The organism is Cupriavidus consociatus, assembly GCF_017814975.1.
Taxonomy (GTDB): Bacteria; Pseudomonadota; Gammaproteobacteria; order Burkholderiales; family Burkholderiaceae; genus Cupriavidus; species Cupriavidus consociatus.
Map to the genome: position 1 here is coordinate 1 of NZ_JAGIQA010000034.1, position 14369 is coordinate 14369.

The 14369-nt window shown below is 68.3% G+C and carries 15 protein-coding genes; 9 read left to right on the forward strand and 6 right to left on the reverse strand.

The window, feature by feature from the left end:
• From J8I82_RS31960 to J8I82_RS31990, 7 genes are all read left to right on the forward strand, one after another.
• Positions 1-720 (forward strand): acyl-CoA carboxylase biotin carboxyl carrier protein subunit (locus tag J8I82_RS31960; protein WP_284183231.1); only part of this gene is annotated, 720 nt, incomplete at its 5' end.
• A gap of 168 nt (positions 721-888) precedes the next feature.
• The gene (locus J8I82_RS31965; protein ID WP_209763615.1) at positions 889-1830 is read left to right on the forward strand and encodes a 2-hydroxyacid dehydrogenase; all 942 of its coding nucleotides are present in this window, start codon (positions 889-891) and stop codon (positions 1828-1830) included.
• 42 nt (positions 1831-1872) lie between these two features.
• The gene (locus J8I82_RS31970; protein ID WP_029047309.1) at positions 1873-2808 is read left to right on the forward strand and encodes a hydroxymethylglutaryl-CoA lyase; all 936 of its coding nucleotides are present in this window, start codon (positions 1873-1875) and stop codon (positions 2806-2808) included.
• A 34-nt stretch (positions 2809-2842) separates the two neighbouring features.
• Entirely contained in the window at positions 2843-3343 is a 501-nt protein-coding gene (locus J8I82_RS31975; RefSeq protein ID WP_209763616.1) for a YbaK/EbsC family protein, read from the forward strand.
• On the forward strand, positions 3340-3822 hold the full coding sequence (locus tag J8I82_RS31980) for a thioesterase family protein (RefSeq protein ID WP_245180354.1): 483 nt from the start codon (positions 3340-3342) through the stop codon (positions 3820-3822). Before J8I82_RS31975 ends, J8I82_RS31980 begins: the two co-directional genes overlap by 4 nt.
• The gene (locus J8I82_RS31985) at positions 3815-4078 is read left to right on the forward strand and encodes a DUF1289 domain-containing protein (RefSeq protein WP_209763617.1); all 264 of its coding nucleotides are present in this window, start codon (positions 3815-3817) and stop codon (positions 4076-4078) included. Before J8I82_RS31980 ends, J8I82_RS31985 begins: the two co-directional genes overlap by 8 nt.
• 11 nt (positions 4079-4089) lie before the next feature.
• Positions 4090-5004, forward strand: a complete 915-nt coding sequence (locus J8I82_RS31990; protein WP_209763703.1) for an MBL fold metallo-hydrolase — start codon at positions 4090-4092, stop codon at positions 5002-5004.
• A 60-nt stretch (positions 5005-5064) separates the two neighbouring features.
• Here J8I82_RS31990 and J8I82_RS31995 read toward each other — a convergent pair whose 3' ends face one another.
• From J8I82_RS31995 to J8I82_RS32020, 6 genes are all read right to left on the reverse strand, one after another.
• Positions 5065-7227 (reverse strand): TonB-dependent receptor, encoded by a 2163-nt coding sequence (locus J8I82_RS31995; protein WP_209763618.1) that lies wholly within the window; start codon positions 7225-7227, stop codon positions 5065-5067.
• 164 nt (positions 7228-7391) lie between these two features.
• Positions 7392-7871, reverse strand: a complete 480-nt coding sequence (locus J8I82_RS32000) for a hypothetical protein (protein WP_245180356.1) — start codon at positions 7869-7871, stop codon at positions 7392-7394.
• Positions 7804-9063, reverse strand: coding sequence for a CobW family GTP-binding protein (locus tag J8I82_RS32005; RefSeq protein WP_209763619.1), 1260 nt, complete (start codon positions 9061-9063; stop codon positions 7804-7806). The genes J8I82_RS32000 and J8I82_RS32005 overlap by 68 nt, the downstream gene beginning before the upstream one ends.
• Before the next feature lie 301 nt (positions 9064-9364).
• The gene (gene dksA, locus J8I82_RS39430; protein ID WP_239477827.1) at positions 9365-10051 is read right to left on the reverse strand and encodes an RNA polymerase-binding protein DksA; all 687 of its coding nucleotides are present in this window, start codon (positions 10049-10051) and stop codon (positions 9365-9367) included.
• Positions 10052-10393: 342 nt separating this feature from the next.
• Complete coding sequence (locus J8I82_RS32015; RefSeq protein ID WP_209763620.1) at positions 10394-11515, reverse strand: CobW family GTP-binding protein; 1122 nt, start codon at positions 11513-11515, stop codon at positions 10394-10396.
• 30 nt (positions 11516-11545) lie between these two features.
• Complete coding sequence (locus J8I82_RS32020; protein ID WP_209763621.1) at positions 11546-12052, reverse strand: Fur family transcriptional regulator; 507 nt, start codon at positions 12050-12052, stop codon at positions 11546-11548.
• Between the two features lie 137 nt (positions 12053-12189).
• Here J8I82_RS32020 and J8I82_RS32025 point away from each other — a divergent pair, with 137 nt between their 5' ends.
• Positions 12190-13089, forward strand: coding sequence for an alpha/beta fold hydrolase (locus tag J8I82_RS32025; protein ID WP_209763623.1), 900 nt, complete (start codon positions 12190-12192; stop codon positions 13087-13089).
• A gap of 292 nt (positions 13090-13381) precedes the next feature.
• Positions 13382-14368, forward strand: a complete 987-nt coding sequence (locus J8I82_RS32030) for a tripartite tricarboxylate transporter substrate-binding protein (protein ID WP_209763624.1) — start codon at positions 13382-13384, stop codon at positions 14366-14368.
• Position 14369: the final 1 nt, after the last annotated feature.

Here is a 14369-nt window from a genome sequence, read left to right on the forward strand (position 1 = left end):
CTGCAGCGGCTGGTGAAGTCGGAAGCGTTCCGCACCGCCGACCTCGATACCGGACTGATCGAGCGCAACGAGAAGACTCTGTTCCCGCCGCCGGCGCCGGTTGGCATGGAAATCATCGCGCTGGCCGTGGCCGCGCTGCTGGACCGCGAGGCGCGCGAACTGCGCATCGACGCCGCCGATCCGCACTCGCCGTGGACCCACGGCGGGGCGTGGCGGCTCAATGGCGGCGTCTCGCGCCAGCTGCGCTTCGGCTACGGCGACCATGTGCTCGACGTGACGCTGAACACCAATGCGCGCGGCAGCACGCTGATCTACGCCGACCAGGCCGCGCCCTTCGCCAGCACCTGCCAGGCCGACGACCTGCGCGTCAACCTCGGCACCCGCCGTGCGCATGGGCAGGTGCACAGTGACGGCGAAACCTTCCATGTGTTCTATGCCGGACGGCATGTCGCGCTGGCGTGGCTCGACCCGCTGGCCCATGCCGGCGAATCCGAGAGCGAGGGCGGCAAGCTGACCGCGCCGATGCCCGGCAAGGTCATCGCGGTGATGGTCGAGGCGGGCAGCACGGTCACGCGCGGCACACCGCTGCTGGTGATGGAGGCGATGAAGATGGAGCACACCATCAGCGCGCCGGCAGATGGCGTGGTCAGCGAAGTGCTCTACGGAGTGGGCGAGCAGGTGGCCGAAGGGGCGCAATTGCTGGCGTTCGAGGGCAAGTAAGTGGCGCGGGCGGACGGGGACCGGCCCGAGGGCCTGACCCCCGATCGCATTCCTCTGCCAAAATAGCCTTTTGAGCGATCAACGCCCGCCGTCGATCCCGCGCACGGGAAAACAGCAATAGGACGCCCCGTTGCACGCCCCGCCCCAGCAACATCCCCTGGAGACAAGATGAAGTTGCAGTTGTACGTCCCCGACGGCCGCTATGACCCGTGGATCGAAGGCTTTGCCGAGGCCCTGCCCGAAGCCGAATGCCAGACCTGGGAGGACAGCCGCGGCAAGCCAGCCGACTACGCCGTGGTCTGGCGCCCGCCGGTGGAAATGCTGCGCGGCCGCACCGACCTGAAGGCGGTCTTCAATCTCGGCGCCGGCGTCGACGGCATCCTGCGGCTGCGCGACGAAGCACCCGATGCGCTGCCCGCCGGCGTGCCGATCGTGCGGCTGGACGATGCCGGCATGGCCGCCCAGATGGCAGAGTACGTCACACATGCGGTGCTGCGCTATTTTCGCAAGCTCGACGCCTATGAGGCGCAGGAGCGCGCCGGCCACTGGAAATTCCTCAAGCCGCATCGCCGCGCCGACTTCACCATCGGCGTGATGGGCGTGGGCACGCTCGGCACACATATCGCCCGCACGCTGGCCGGCTTCGGCTTTCCGGTGCGCGGCTGGAGCCGCACCGCGCGGGCGATCGAAGGTGTCAGCGGGTTCTACGGCGATGCGGGCCAGGCGCCGTTCCTGAACGGCCTGCGCGTGCTGGTCAATGTGCTGCCGCTGACACCGCAGACCGAGAACATCCTGAATGCCGGCCTGTTCGCGCGGCTGGCGCAGGGCGCCTATGTGATCAACGTGGCGCGCGGCCAGCACCTGGTCGAGGAAGACCTTGTGGCCGCTGTGCAGTCGGGCCAGCTTGCGGGCGCCACACTCGACGTGTTCCGCACCGAGCCGCTGCCGGAGGATCATCCGTTCTGGCAGGAGCCGCGCATCACGGTGACACCGCATATCTCGGCGCTGACGCTGCGCGAGGACAGCATCGCCCAGATCGCCGGCAAGATCCGCGCGCTGCGCGCGGGCCAGCCCATCGCCGGCGTGGTCGACCTGCAGCGCGGGTACTGAGCGCCACGGCACCCCACAATGAATAACAGACAGGAGACGGCCATGACCATCCCGAACTACGTGAAGATCGTCGAAGTCGGCCCGCGCGACGGCCTGCAGAATGAAAAAGCCATGGTGCCGACCGACGTCAAGGTCGCGCTGGTCAACCAGCTGACCGACGCCGGCTTCGTCAATATCGAGGCCGCCTCGTTCGTCTCGCCCAAGTGGGTGCCGCAGATGGCCGACGGCGCGGATGTGATGGCCCGCATCCAGCGCCGGCCCGGCACGCTGTATTCGGTGCTGACGCCGAACATGAAAGGCTTCGAAGGCGCCGTCGCGGCCGGCGCCGACGAGGTGGTGATCTTCGGCGCCGCCAGCGAAGCGTTCTCGCAGAAGAACATCAACTGCTCGATCGCCGAGTCGATCCAGCGCTTCGAGCCGGTCGCCGCCGCCGCAAAAGAGAAGGGCGTGCGCCTGCGCGGCAGCATCTCGTGCGCGCTGGGCTGCCCCTACCAGGGCGAGGTCCCGGTCAGCGCGGTGGTCGACGTGGTGCGCCGCATGCGCGAGCTGGGCTGCGACGAGATCGATATTGCCGACACCATCGGCGTGGGCACGCCGGTGCGCGTGCAGGAAGTGATGCGGGCGGCCGCCGCGGAGTTCGCGCTGGACCGGCTCTCGGGCCATTTCCACGATACCTACGGCCAGGCGCTGTCCAATATCCTGGCCAGCCTGGAAGTGGGCATCTCGATCTTCCACGCCTCGGTCGCCGGGTTGGGCGGCTGCCCGTATGCCAAGGGCGCGACCGGCAACGTGGCCACCGAAGACGTGCTGTACATGCTGCACGGCATGGGCATCCATACCGGCATCGACCTGGAAGCGGTGGTGCGCACGGGCGACTACATCTCGCAGGCGATCGGCCGCGCCAACAGCTCTCGCGTCGGGCGGGCGCTACTGACCAAATGGGCCGCCGCCAGCGATGCGGCGCCCGCCTGCGCCTGAGCCCGGACCTCTGAACACACGACAGGAAGAACCCATGACGGCAAGTAACGAAGCGCTGCCCGAATCCGCGCAGCGCGTGGCGGACCTGCTGGCCGGGCTCGGCCACGACTGCCCGGTGGTGATGCTGCCCGCCACCGGCAAGACCTCCGCAGAAGCGGCGGCGGGGCTGGGCTGCAGCGTGGCGGAGATCGCCAAGTCGATCATCTTCCGCCGCGTCGAGGACGATGCGCCGGTGCTGGTGATCGCCAGCGGCAGCAACCGCGTCGACGAGGCCAAGGTGGCCGCGCGCGTCGGTGCGCTGGGCAAGGCCGATGCGCGTTTCGTGCGCGAGAAGACCGGCTATGCCATCGGCGGCGTCTGCCCGATCGGCCATGCGGTCACGCCGGTGATGCTGCTCGACCAGGACCTGTTCCGCTACGACAGCCTGTGGGCCGCCGCCGGCCATCCGCATGCGGTGTTCAACCTGACGCCGCAGCAACTGCAGCAGATGACCGGCGCGGAAGTTGCCGACGTGGCCGCGGGAGCGCCGGCATGAGCGCCGGCATGAGCGCCGGCATGAGCGCCGGGGTGCCATCTGCGCAGCCATCTGAGCTGCGACCAGGGCTGACCTTCAGCTGGCAATACACGGTGCCCCCCAAGGCCACTGTGCCGCGGCTGTATGACGATATCCCCGGCTGCCCGGAGATGCCCGACGTGCTGGCCACCGGCTACCTGGTCGGCATCATGGAATGCGCCTGCCTGCAGATGTTGCGCGAATACCTTGACTGGCCGCGCGAGCAGTCGCTCGGCACGCTGGTCAGCTTCTCGCACCTGGCGCCGACGCCGCCGGGCATGACGGTGACGGTCAAGGGCCAGCTGGTCGAGGTGGACGGCCGCCGCCTGCGCTTTGAACTGAGCGCCTGGGACGGTGAGGACAAGATTTCCGAAGGCGTGCACGAGCGCCACCTGATCGACGCGGGCCGCTTCAACGAGAAGGTGGCGGCCAAGGCCGCGCGCCAGCAGAAGCATGCCTGAAACGCGCGCGCCAGCCACGCTTGCGGCATTGGCCGCGGAACTCGCGGCACAGGCCGAACGGCTGGAAACGCCGGTGCCCTCGCCGTGCCGCAACGTCTGCCGCATGGACGCGGCCAGTGGCTACTGCGAGGGCTGCCTGCGCACTATCGAAGAGATCGCCGGCTGGTCGTCGGCCAGCGACGAAGACAAGCGCCGCACCTGGGCGCAACTGCCCGGGCGCGCCGCCTGGCTGGCGGGCGAGGAGACACCCTCTTGAGCGAAGCATCGATGCCCACGTTGCCCGAGACCATGCGCGTGTTCGAGCGCGGGTGGCTGTCGGCCAACAACATCCTGTTCGTCGATGGCGACGATACCGCACTGGTCGACACCGGCTACGTCACGCATGCGCCCCAGACCGTGGCGCTGGTTGCGTCCGCGCTGCAGGACCGTCCACTGGCGCGCATCCTCAACACGCACCTGCACTCCGATCACTGTGGCGGCAACGCCGCGCTGCAAGCGCGCTGGCAGCCGCGCACCGCAATTCCGGCAGCCGAAGCCGCGGCCGTGGCCGCGTGGGATACCGAGGCGCTCACCTATCGTGCCACCGGGCAGCAGTGCGACCGCTTCGGCTTCGACAGCGTGCTGCACGATGGCGACGCGGTGACGCTGGGCGGCATCGACTGGCAGGTCGTGGCCGCGCCAGGCCATGACCCGCATGCGGTGATGCTGTTCGCACCGGGGCCACGCATCCTGATTTCCGGCGATGCGTTGTGGGAAAACGGCTTCGGCGTGATCTTTCCCGAATTGGAAGGCGAAAGCGGCTTCACCGAGCAGGCGGCGGTGCTGGCGCGCATCGCGGAACTCGATGCGCGGCTGGTGATTCCCGGCCACGGCCGTATGTTCACCGACGTCGATGCCGCGGTCGAGCGCGCGACCGCGCGGCTGCGCCACCTGAGCGCCGATCCCGCGCGCAATGCCAGCCATGCGGTCAAGGTGCTGGTGAAGTTCAAGCTGCTGGAGCAGCAGCGGATGACGCAGGGGGAACTGGCGCGGTGGATGGCGGAGGCGCCGTTGATGGTGCGGATACGCGACCGGTTCATGCCGCAGCAGGAGATGGCGCAGATTTCCGCGCAGACGGTGCGGGCGCTGGCGGGCGTCGGGGCACTGGCGGTGGAGGGGGAGTGGGTGGTGAACAAGGATTGAGATGGTTGCAGGGCCGGCGCCTCAACGAAGTCCCGCCAGCCGCTAAGCCACCACGCGGCCTCAGAACGACGTCCTGAACCCCAACTTCACGCTCCTGCCCGCCAGCGGTGCGATATCCCGCAGGATCGACGTCGCATTGCGCGCATCCTGGTTGGTCAGGTTATCCCCGCGCAAATACACCAGCGTCTGCGTCCCGGCCACCTTGAACTTGTAGGTCAGCGCCAGGCTCAGCAGCGTATAGGCATCGGTCGGCGTGTCGTTGGCCGGGACGCGCGTCTGCTTGGCCGCGTACGTGACATCCACGCGCGCGCCCCACGGACCCGCGCCATACACCAGCGCGCCGCCCAGCCGCAGCGGTGCCAGCCGCGGCAGCGGCTCGCCGGTGTCGCGGTTCTCGCCGCGTACGTAGTCGGCGCGGGCCTCGAAATCGAGTGTGTCGCTGCTGGTCAGCATCTTCTGCAGCAGCCGCGTCTTGCCTTCGGCCTCGAAACCATACAGCGTGGCCGGCACGCCCAGGTACTGGAATTCCGGCAGTGAATCCGGGCTGCCCGGGGCGACCACGTCGCCCGCCTCGTCGCGCGCGCGGCCCGTGGCCGACAGCGCCAGGTAGTTGGCAAAGCGGCTGTAGTAGCCCGATACGCTCGCGCTGTGCGCCCCCGACTTGAAGCGCGCGCCCAGGTCGATCGAGGTGGCGCGTTCCTTGTTGGCGTTGGGGTCGCCCACCTCCCACGAGCCGGTGGCCACGTGCGGGCCGTTGGCGTACAGCTCGTAGAAGGTCGGCGCGCGCTCCGTGTAGGACAGGTTGCTGGTCAGCGACCACGCCGGGCTGACCTTGTACAGCAGGCCGGCCGAAGCGCTGGTCGCGTTGAAGTTGCGGTTGGCGTCGGCAAAGCGGTCGTTGCCGTTGGCGCTGGCCTTGATGCTGCTGTGGTCGAGCCGGCCACCGAAGTTGAGCTTGAGGTCGCCCGACGCGGTCAGTGGCAGCTCTTCGAACAGGAACAGCGCGGCGTTGTCGGTATTGGTGCTCGGCACGAACGCTTCCTCGCCCAGCGCGGAGAAATCGGTATGGCCGAACTGCGTGCCGATCACGCCCGTCATGTTGCCGATTTTGGCGTGCTTGGCCTCGAAGCGCGCGTCCCAGCCGCGGTTCTTGAAGATCGTGCCGGTCTCGCCGCCTTCGATCTCCTTGTGCTCGTAGTCGGTGTAGCTGAACTTGCCCTTGACCGATTCGATCCAGCCGCCGGTACTGCCGGCCAGGCTGCGCGCCTCGCCTTCCAGCGCGAAGCGGTCCTGCTTCATCTTCAGCCGCACGTCCTCCTCGGCGGGCGTGCCGTAGTCATTGCGGTAGGCGCTGTAGTTGGCGCCGATGAAGCCGTCGGCCCAGGTGTAGGAGCCGCCCAGCGAGCCGCCCTGCTGATCGGCGCTGGTGTTGGGCAGGCGGCCGTAGGCCTCGCTTTCGCCCTCGGGCAACGGCTCGGCGGCGCGCAGGCGGTCGCTGCGGGCGTAGCCGGGAATGCGCAGGTCGCTGGTCTTGCGCGCGAAGGCATCGGCATGGACCGCGAACTGGCCGTTGCCGGCCTCGATCAGCGCGCTGGCATTGCGGGCCTCGTCGCCGCCGATGGTGCCGCTGGCATCCACGGCGCCGCCGACGCCTTCGATCGGCTCTTTGGGGATACGGTTGTCGATCACGTTGACCACGCCGCCGATAGCATTGCCGCCGTACATCAGCGCCGCCGGGCCGCGTACCACCTCGATGCGCTCGGCCACCAGCGGATCCAGCGCTACTGCATGGTCATAGGAGAGAGTCGAGGCGTCGACGGTGCTGCCGCCGTTCTGCAGCACCTTGATGCGGTCGCCATCCAGGCCGCGAATCACCGGACGGCTGGCATTGGGGCCGAAATACGTCGACGACACGCCGGGCATCTTGTCGAGCGTCTCGCCCAGCGTGCTGGCCTGGCGCACGGCCAGCGCGTCGCCACCCAGCGTCGAAACGGGCGCGACCATGTCGTTCAGTTCGCTGCCGAGCGGGTTGGCGGTGACGACGACTTCGCGCAGCGTGCCGGTGGCGGTGGCAGGGGCGGTCTCGGCAGCGGCCGCAGGCGTGGCGGTCTGCGCGTGCGCGGGTGCCGCCAGGGCAGCAAGCGAGGCAGTCAGGGAGGCAGCAATGGCCGCAAGCGGGGTCAGGCGGGGGGCGCTGTTTTTCGGGAAGTTCTGTGGGGACATGGTGCGCGTAACGAAGCAGTGGCAATCAGCCCCGGGCTGGGCACGGCTGCAGGGCGCGGCAGGGCGCGTGCCATCCCATAGGGGACGGCCGCACCAGGCAGGCGGCAGGTGTTCAGCTCAGGAAAATTCGAAAGCCGGGCACGCGGCGATGGCCGCGTCCCGGATCAGGCGAGGGCGATGGCCGGCGCCGGTGGCGCGCGCGAATGGAAGGGGTGTGCGGCGGGGAGATCGGGCCAGCGCCAGGCGAGGTTGGCCGGCTTGACCGGCTTGCCGAACGCGAGCCGCGGCAGCGGCAGCTTGCCGCACAGCGTGTCGGCCACCGTGGCGCCGTCGAACAGCACGCAGGAGTGGCCGCTGAATTTCTGCGCCAGTGGGTGGGAATCGGTATCGGCGTCGGTGCTGCCGTCGGCCCCAGCCGACGTGGCCAACGTGGCCGACGCGGCTGTGCTGACCGCCGCCAGCCCGCCGTGCACAATGCGGTGGGTCAGCCCGGCATGCTGCGCCAGCAGCAGGCATAGCGCCAGCCACAGCGCGAGCCACAAGCCCGGACCGTGCGCGCGCAGGCGGGCGAACCAGTCAGTGCGCATGGGGATCGTGCGGCGCGCCGCAGCCGCAATCGTCGCCATGGTCATGATCGTGGTCATGGCCATGGTCGTGGTCGTCGTCCAGTTCGTCGACCCACGCCGGGAACGGATCCGCGTAGTCCGCCCACGCCTGCGTGCCCGCTGCCATCTCGGCATCGTCCAGCAGGCAGGCATCGAGCCGCGCCGCCAGCGCAGCAGCGTCCAGGTCCACGCCGATCAGCACCAGTTCCTGGCGGCGGTCGCCAAAGGGTGCCGGCGCGCCGTCGACCTGCATGTCGGCCTCGATCCCGGCACGGTCCGCGTCATCGGTCGGCCATTCGGCCGGGTCCAGCGCCGACCACCAGGCGCCGGCGCCGCCGTGGCGGCACACGCCGCCGGCCTGGTTCCAGTCGCCGGCGGTGTCCATGCGGCTGGCCAGCCAGAACAGGCCCTTGGAGCGCAGCACGTTGCCGTGTTCGCGCAGCCATTCGGTATGGATCAGGTCGGCAAAGCGCTGCGGATGGAACGGCCGGCGGCGCCGGTACACCAGCGTCGACACGCCGCTGTCCGGCTCCGCCGCCATGCCCCGCAGAGCAGCCAGCCAGCCGGGAGCATCCGCGGCGGCGGCGAAGTCGAAGCGGCCGGTGCCGGACACGCGCTGCGGCGGCACGTTGCCGAAACTGGCCTCGACGATCCCGGCGCGCGGGTTCAGCGCATGCAGCACCGCGCGCAGCCGCGCCAGTTCATCGGCGCTGGCGAGGTCGGTCTTGTTCAGCACGATGACGTCGCAGAACTCGACCTGCGCGGCCAGCACTTCCGCGACGGTGCGGTCGTCTTCCGGCCCCTGCGCCAGGCCGCGGTCGGCCAGGAAATCGGCTTCGTTGAGGTCGGCGAGGAAGGTGGCGGCGTCGACCACCGTCACCAGCGTGTCGGGCTGCAGCGCGGCATCGGGACCGGCGCCGTGCTCGGCCTCGAACAGGAAACCCTCCGCGATCGCGAGCGGGTCGTCCCGGCCTTCGGCCTCGACCAGCAGCGCATCGAAGCGCGCCTGCGCGGCCAGCCGCGCGGTTTCGGCCATCAGCGTGTCCGCATCCGGCAGCACCGTGGCCTCGCAGCCGGGCGGCAGCGGCGCCAGCGTCTGGCCGTCCTGCGCGCCGCAGACCAGCACCGCCACGCGCCCGCCGGCGCCTTGCGCAAGCAGGTGGTTCAGCAGCGTGGTCTTGCCGGCGCCGGTAAAGCCGGACAGCACGGTGACGGGCAGGCGATCAGCCATGGCAGGAGAGCGGAAAGGTGGCGAACCGGCGGCGAACAGGCGGCGAACAGGCGGCGAACAGGCGGCCCAAGCAGGGGCCCAGACAGGCACGCATCCGGTTGTTGCAACAAAGTTGCGAATTTACCAGAAAGCCCCGCCCGGCGACAGCGGGACGATTCTCACCATGGTAGGCCGTGGCCGCGCCACGACAAGTGCTGCGGCACCAGGCGCGCGGCCAGCAATGCAAACGGCCCGGATAAACCGGGCCGTCGTGTCGCGGCTGCGCCGGCCATGCCGGCGCGCCCGGCTTAAGTGCCGGGCTTCAGTCCCCGAACAGCTTCTGGCGCAGTTCGCGGCGCTGCTGCGCTTCCAGCGACAGCGTCGCGGTGGGCCGGGCCAGCAGGCGCGGAACGCCGATCGGCTCGCCGGTTTCCTCGCACCAGCCGTAGTCGCCGGACTCGATGCGCTGCAGCGACTGCTCGACCTTCTTCAGCAGCTTGCGCTCTCGGTCGCGCGTGCGCAGTTCCAGCGCATGCTCTTCCTCGATGGTGGCGCGGTCGGCCGGATCCGGCACGATGACCGTTTCGCGCAGGTGTTCCGTGGTCTGGTCAGCGTTCTTCAGGATTTCGTCACGCAGCTGCTCAAGGCGATTCTTGAAGAAGGCGAGCTGCGCTTCGTTCATGTAATCCTTGTCGCTCATCTTCAGGATTTCAGCTTCAGTCAGAAGTTTGTTGCTGCTCATGGTTGCTGCTGATTCTCTTGTTGAGGCGGCCGGCGGCGTCTGGGTCCGCTCGGATTCGCTGTCCGTGCGCTTGCGCGCCACGGTCGTTTCACTCTGGCTGGCTGCAGTCTTGCTGCTTCGCGGGCCTCCCTTCGTTGCGCCCGCTTCGGCGTTCGCCGTACTGCCGCGGGGAGCGGGCGCGGCCTTCACAGGCTGCGCCTTGAGCGTCTCTGCCGCGGCACTACCTGTCTTGCTGCGGCTTTCTTTCGTCTTCGTTGCGGCTGTCATGGGACACCTCTCTCTCGCGTCAGTCAGTGACGGCGCGTGCCGGGGTACCCCAAGCGGAAAGGCGGTCTCCGCACGAAGCACTGCGACCGCACCTGCCCGGCGGCCTGCCTCATGCTGACGACAAATCCGCCGCCCTGCAGTCCACTGTTCAGTGGACTTCGATCCCGGCAGCGGAAAAAAGGTGCGCCACCGGTATCAAATCCGGCCTATTGTACTTGAACAAATTTTTCCGAGATACGGGGGAAAGCCAGCCAGCACTTCGGTATTTCCCCGGTACCCCGAACGGGGGTGGCCGTAAGGCGGCGTCGGAAGGCAGGGCCGCGCGTGCGGCGGCCCGTGCACTCAGGCCAGGCAGTTCTGCAGGCCCTTGAGGATGGCGTCCCGCGGCAGGTCAACGCCGATAAATACCATCTTGGTGCCCGGCGTCTCGTCATCCCACTTGGCGCCGATATCGCTGCCCATCAACTGGTGGACGCCCTGGAACACGACTTTCCGGTCCACGCCCTCCATATATAGTACGCCCTTGTAGCGCAGCAGTTTTTCCCCGTACACCGCCAGGATCCCCGACAGGAATTCCTCCAGCTTGCCGTAGTGGAAGGGCTTGTCGCTGCGGAAGACGAACGACGCGATGCGGTCGGTATGGTGGTGGTGATGGTGGTGGTCGTGCCCGTGGCCATGGTGGTGGCCGTGGTCGTGATCGTGATCGTGATCGTGATCGTGATCGTGATCGTGATCGTGGCCGCAGTCGGCGCCGCACTGCTCGCCGTGCTCGTGGTCATGATCGTGGTCGTGATCATGCTCGTCGGCGCGCAGGAACTCGGGGTCCAGTTCCAGCTTCTCGTTCAGGTTGAAGCCGCGCAGGTCGAAGATGGTCTCGATCGGCGTCTCGCCGAAATCGGCCGTGCGGATCGGTGCGCGCGGGTTCATGTGCAGCAGGCGATGGCGCAGATCGGCCACGTCGTCCTTGCCGACCAGGTCGGACTTGGTGATGAAGATGGCATCGGCAAAGCCCACCTGGCGCTGCGCCTCTTCCTGCTTGTCCAGCTGCAGGTGCGCGTGCTTGGCATCGACCAGCGTGATCACCGCGTCGAGCAGGTAGCGCGACGCGATTTCCTCGTCCATGAAGAAGGTCTGCGCCACGGGGCCGGGGTTGGCCACGCCGGTGGTCTCGATCACCACGCGGTCGAAGTCGATCTCGCCGGCATCGCGGCGCGTCAGCAGCCCGGACAGCGCCTGCACCAGGTCGCCGCGGATGGTGCAGCAGATGCAGCCATTGCTCATCTGCACGATCTGCTCGCGGCCGTCCTGCACCAGGATCTCGTTGTCGATGTTTTCCTCGCCGAACTCATTCTCGATCACGGCGATCTTCATGCCGTGCTGCTCGTTCAGGATGCGCTTGAGCAGGGTGGTCTTGCCGCTGCCGAGGAAGCCGGTCAGGATCGTGACCGGGGTCAGTTTGGACATTGCTTGTTCTCCGGGAAATTATGGGACCGGTCAGTGCGCCGCGGGCGTACGCTTGCCGCACTCGGCGCAGACGCCGTTCACGGTCAGTTCGACATGTTCGATGGCAAAGCCGCTGGGCACGCGCGGCGCGGCCGGCGGGGCCGGGATGCTGGCGTCGTCCAGGCAGAAAGTGCGGTCGCAGCGGGTGCAGTGGAAATGGCTGTGCTGGCGATGTTCCTGCGCGCGCGCGGCCTCGTGCTCGACCAGGGTGAAGCGGAACACGCGGTCGTTGCCGGCCCGCTTCTGCGCCACGCCTTGCTCTACCAGCCAGTCCAGCACGCGGTACACGGTGACGCGGTCGATGGTCTCGCCCTGCTCGGGCAGCCGGTCGATCACGGCCTGGTGGGTCAGCGCTTCGTCACTGCCGATCAGGCAGGCCAGGATGCACAGCCGCGGCTGCGTCACGCGCGCGCCCAGCTGGCGCAGGCGCTCGTGGGCGGCTTCGAGTATGGCGGGCGCCGGTCCAGGGGCCGGGCCGTCCGGGCTAATGCGGGTCATGGGCCGATTTAACCATAGGCCCACGGTTGTTGCAATTCAGTTGCAACGGTCCAGGGATGCACACGGTGGTCACTGGCGGCGCCGATGGCGGGGTTTGCGCCTATGATCGACAAGCGACCCAGAAGCGGAGACAAGCCATGCTGAACGACGCCAGCGCGCTGCTGTTCCCCAATTTCGAGCCCTTCCGGCACCGCGTCGGCGAGGTCGAGATCGCCGGCGTGCAGGGCGGCTCGGGCCCGCCGCTGCTGCTGTTGCACGGCCATCCGCAAAGCCACCTGATCTGGCACCGGGTGGCGCCAACGCTGGCCGACCACTTCACCGTGATCGCCACCGACCTGCGCGGCTACGGCAGCAGTTCGGCGCCGCCGGGCAACGCCGGGCATGAGCGCTACAGCAAGCGCGCCATGGCGCAGGACCAGGTCGAGCTGATGGCGAAGTTCGGCTTCACGCGCTTTGCGCTGTGCGGCCACGACCGCGGCGCGCGCGTGGCGCACCGGCTTTGCGCCGACCACCCCGACACAGTGAGCCGCGCCATGCTGCTTGACATCGCGCCTACGCTGGCCATGTACGAGCGCACCAGCATGGCCTTTGCCGCGGCCTACTGGCACTGGTTCTTCCTGATCCAGCCCGCGCCGTTCCCCGAGACGCTGATCAACGCCGAGCCCGAGTTCTACCTGCAGAAGCTGGTCGGCCTGCGCCAGGCCGGCCCGAGCCCGTTCGTCCCGGACGCGATGGCCGCCTACGTGGCGGCTATGCGCGATCCGGCGCGGGTGCACGCCATGTGCGAGGACTACCGTGCGTCCGCCACCATCGACCTGGAGCACGACCGCGCCGACCGCGAGGCCGGGCGCCGGCTGGCGCTGCCGCTGCGCGTGCTGTGGGGCGAGCACGGCGTGGTGGCGCGCTGCTTCGAGCCGCTCGGGCTGTGGCAGGAGGTGGCCGCCGACGTCAGCGGCAAGGCCCTGCCGTGCGGGCACTATCTCCCGGAAGAAGCCCCCGAACCGCTACTTGAGGAAATGCTCGGTTTTTTCCGTTGAGTAGCGCCGCATGTCGCAAAGGCGTGCCTTTATGGCGGATCCCTGCCTGTTTTCCGGATTTCCCGCCATATGCCGCGGATTGCAGGCGGGTTAGCCCCTATACCTGCGCATTGTCTGGAGTTGCTAACATCATCCCCCGCCCTTGCGGTTTACGGCAGGGGACAGCGGCGCCAGCCGGTCATGGTCCAAGCGCGGCCAGTGAGACCGCGCCAGAGCGCCCCCGCACGAGCAGGGGCCAAGCCGGCGGCAATGCATTGCATGACGGGTATTGAAGGAACCAGGAGAAGAGAGCATGAAACGAGTGGCAAAGACGGTCGCGGCCGCGCTGGCAGTGAGCGCGATGGGCATGGCGGCAGGCGCGTACGCGCAGGAATTCCCGGGCGGCAAGCCCATTTCGGCCGTGGTGCCGTTCTCGGCGGGCGGCCCGACCGACAAGGTCTCGCGCGAGCTGACCGCGATCATGTCCAAGCACCTGGGCGCGACCATCGTGATCGAAAACCTGGGCGGCGCCGGTGGCACCATCGGTGCCAAAAAGGTGGCCCAGGCCAAGAACGACGGCCATACCGTGCTGATCCACCATATCGGCATGGCCACGGCCCCGGCGCTGTACCGCAACCTGGGCTTCGATCCGCTGAAGGACTTCGAGATGGTCGGTGAAATCGCCGACGTGCCGATGATCCTGGTCGGCAACAAGCAGTTGGCGCCGAACAGCTTCAAGGAATTGCTGCCGTACATCAAGGCCAACGCCGCCAAGCTGTCGCTGGCCAATGCCGGCATCGGCTCGGCCTCGCACCTGTGCGGCCTGCTGTTCCAGAGCGCGATCCAGACCGAGCTGACCACCGTGCCATACAAGGGCGCGGCGCCGGCGCTGACGGATATCCTGGGCGGCCAGGTCAACCTGCTGTGCGACCAGACCACCAACCTGGCCGGCCACCTGAAGGCCCACTCGGTCAAGCCGTACGCGGCCATGCAGGCAAAACGCGTGGAAGCGTTCAAGGACGTTCCGACGGCAGCCGAGCAGGGCATGCCGAACGTGGAAGTGAAGGTCTGGCACGCCATGTACGCGCCGAAGGGCACGCCCAAGCCGGTGATCGACAAGCTGTCGGCCGCACTGCAGAAGGCCGTGGCCGACCCGGCGTTCCGCGCCAAGATGGCCGAGCTGGGCGCCGAAGCGGTGCCGGCACAGCGCGCCACGCCGGAATCGCTGCGCAACTACCTGACCGCCGAAATCAACAAGTGGACCCCGGTGATCAAGAAGGCCGGCGTCTATGCCGACTGAT

Bases quoted from the DNA above. Each gene is read 5' to 3' on its own strand.
- J8I82_RS31965 (WP_209763615.1), top strand. From the start codon at position 889: ATGAAGTTGCAGTTGTACGTCCCCGACGGCCGCTATGACCCGTGGATC.
- J8I82_RS31970 (WP_029047309.1), top strand. From the start codon at position 1,873: ATGACCATCCCGAACTACGTGAAGATCGTCGAAGTCGGCCCGCGCGAC.
- J8I82_RS31975 (WP_209763616.1), top strand. From the start codon at position 2,843: ATGACGGCAAGTAACGAAGCGCTGCCCGAATCCGCGCAGCGCGTGGCG.
- J8I82_RS31980 (WP_245180354.1), top strand. From the start codon at position 3,340: ATGAGCGCCGGCATGAGCGCCGGCATGAGCGCCGGGGTGCCATCTGCG.
- J8I82_RS31985 (WP_209763617.1), top strand. From the start codon at position 3,815: ATGCCTGAAACGCGCGCGCCAGCCACGCTTGCGGCATTGGCCGCGGAA.
- J8I82_RS31990 (WP_209763703.1), top strand. From the start codon at position 4,090: ATGCCCACGTTGCCCGAGACCATGCGCGTGTTCGAGCGCGGGTGGCTG.
- J8I82_RS31995 (WP_209763618.1), bottom strand. From the start codon at position 7,227: ATGTCCCCACAGAACTTCCCGAAAAACAGCGCCCCCCGCCTGACCCCG.
- J8I82_RS32000 (WP_245180356.1), bottom strand. From the start codon at position 7,871: ATGACCACGATCATGACCATGGCGACGATTGCGGCTGCGGCGCGCCGC.
- J8I82_RS32005 (WP_209763619.1), bottom strand. From the start codon at position 9,063: ATGGCTGATCGCCTGCCCGTCACCGTGCTGTCCGGCTTTACCGGCGCC.
- dksA (WP_239477827.1), bottom strand. From the start codon at position 10,051: ATGACAGCCGCAACGAAGACGAAAGAAAGCCGCAGCAAGACAGGTAGT.
- J8I82_RS32015 (WP_209763620.1), bottom strand. From the start codon at position 11,515: ATGTCCAAACTGACCCCGGTCACGATCCTGACCGGCTTCCTCGGCAGC.
- J8I82_RS32020 (WP_209763621.1), bottom strand. From the start codon at position 12,052: ATGACCCGCATTAGCCCGGACGGCCCGGCCCCTGGACCGGCGCCCGCC.
- J8I82_RS32025 (WP_209763623.1), top strand. From the start codon at position 12,190: ATGCTGAACGACGCCAGCGCGCTGCTGTTCCCCAATTTCGAGCCCTTC.
- J8I82_RS32030 (WP_209763624.1), top strand. From the start codon at position 13,382: ATGAAACGAGTGGCAAAGACGGTCGCGGCCGCGCTGGCAGTGAGCGCG.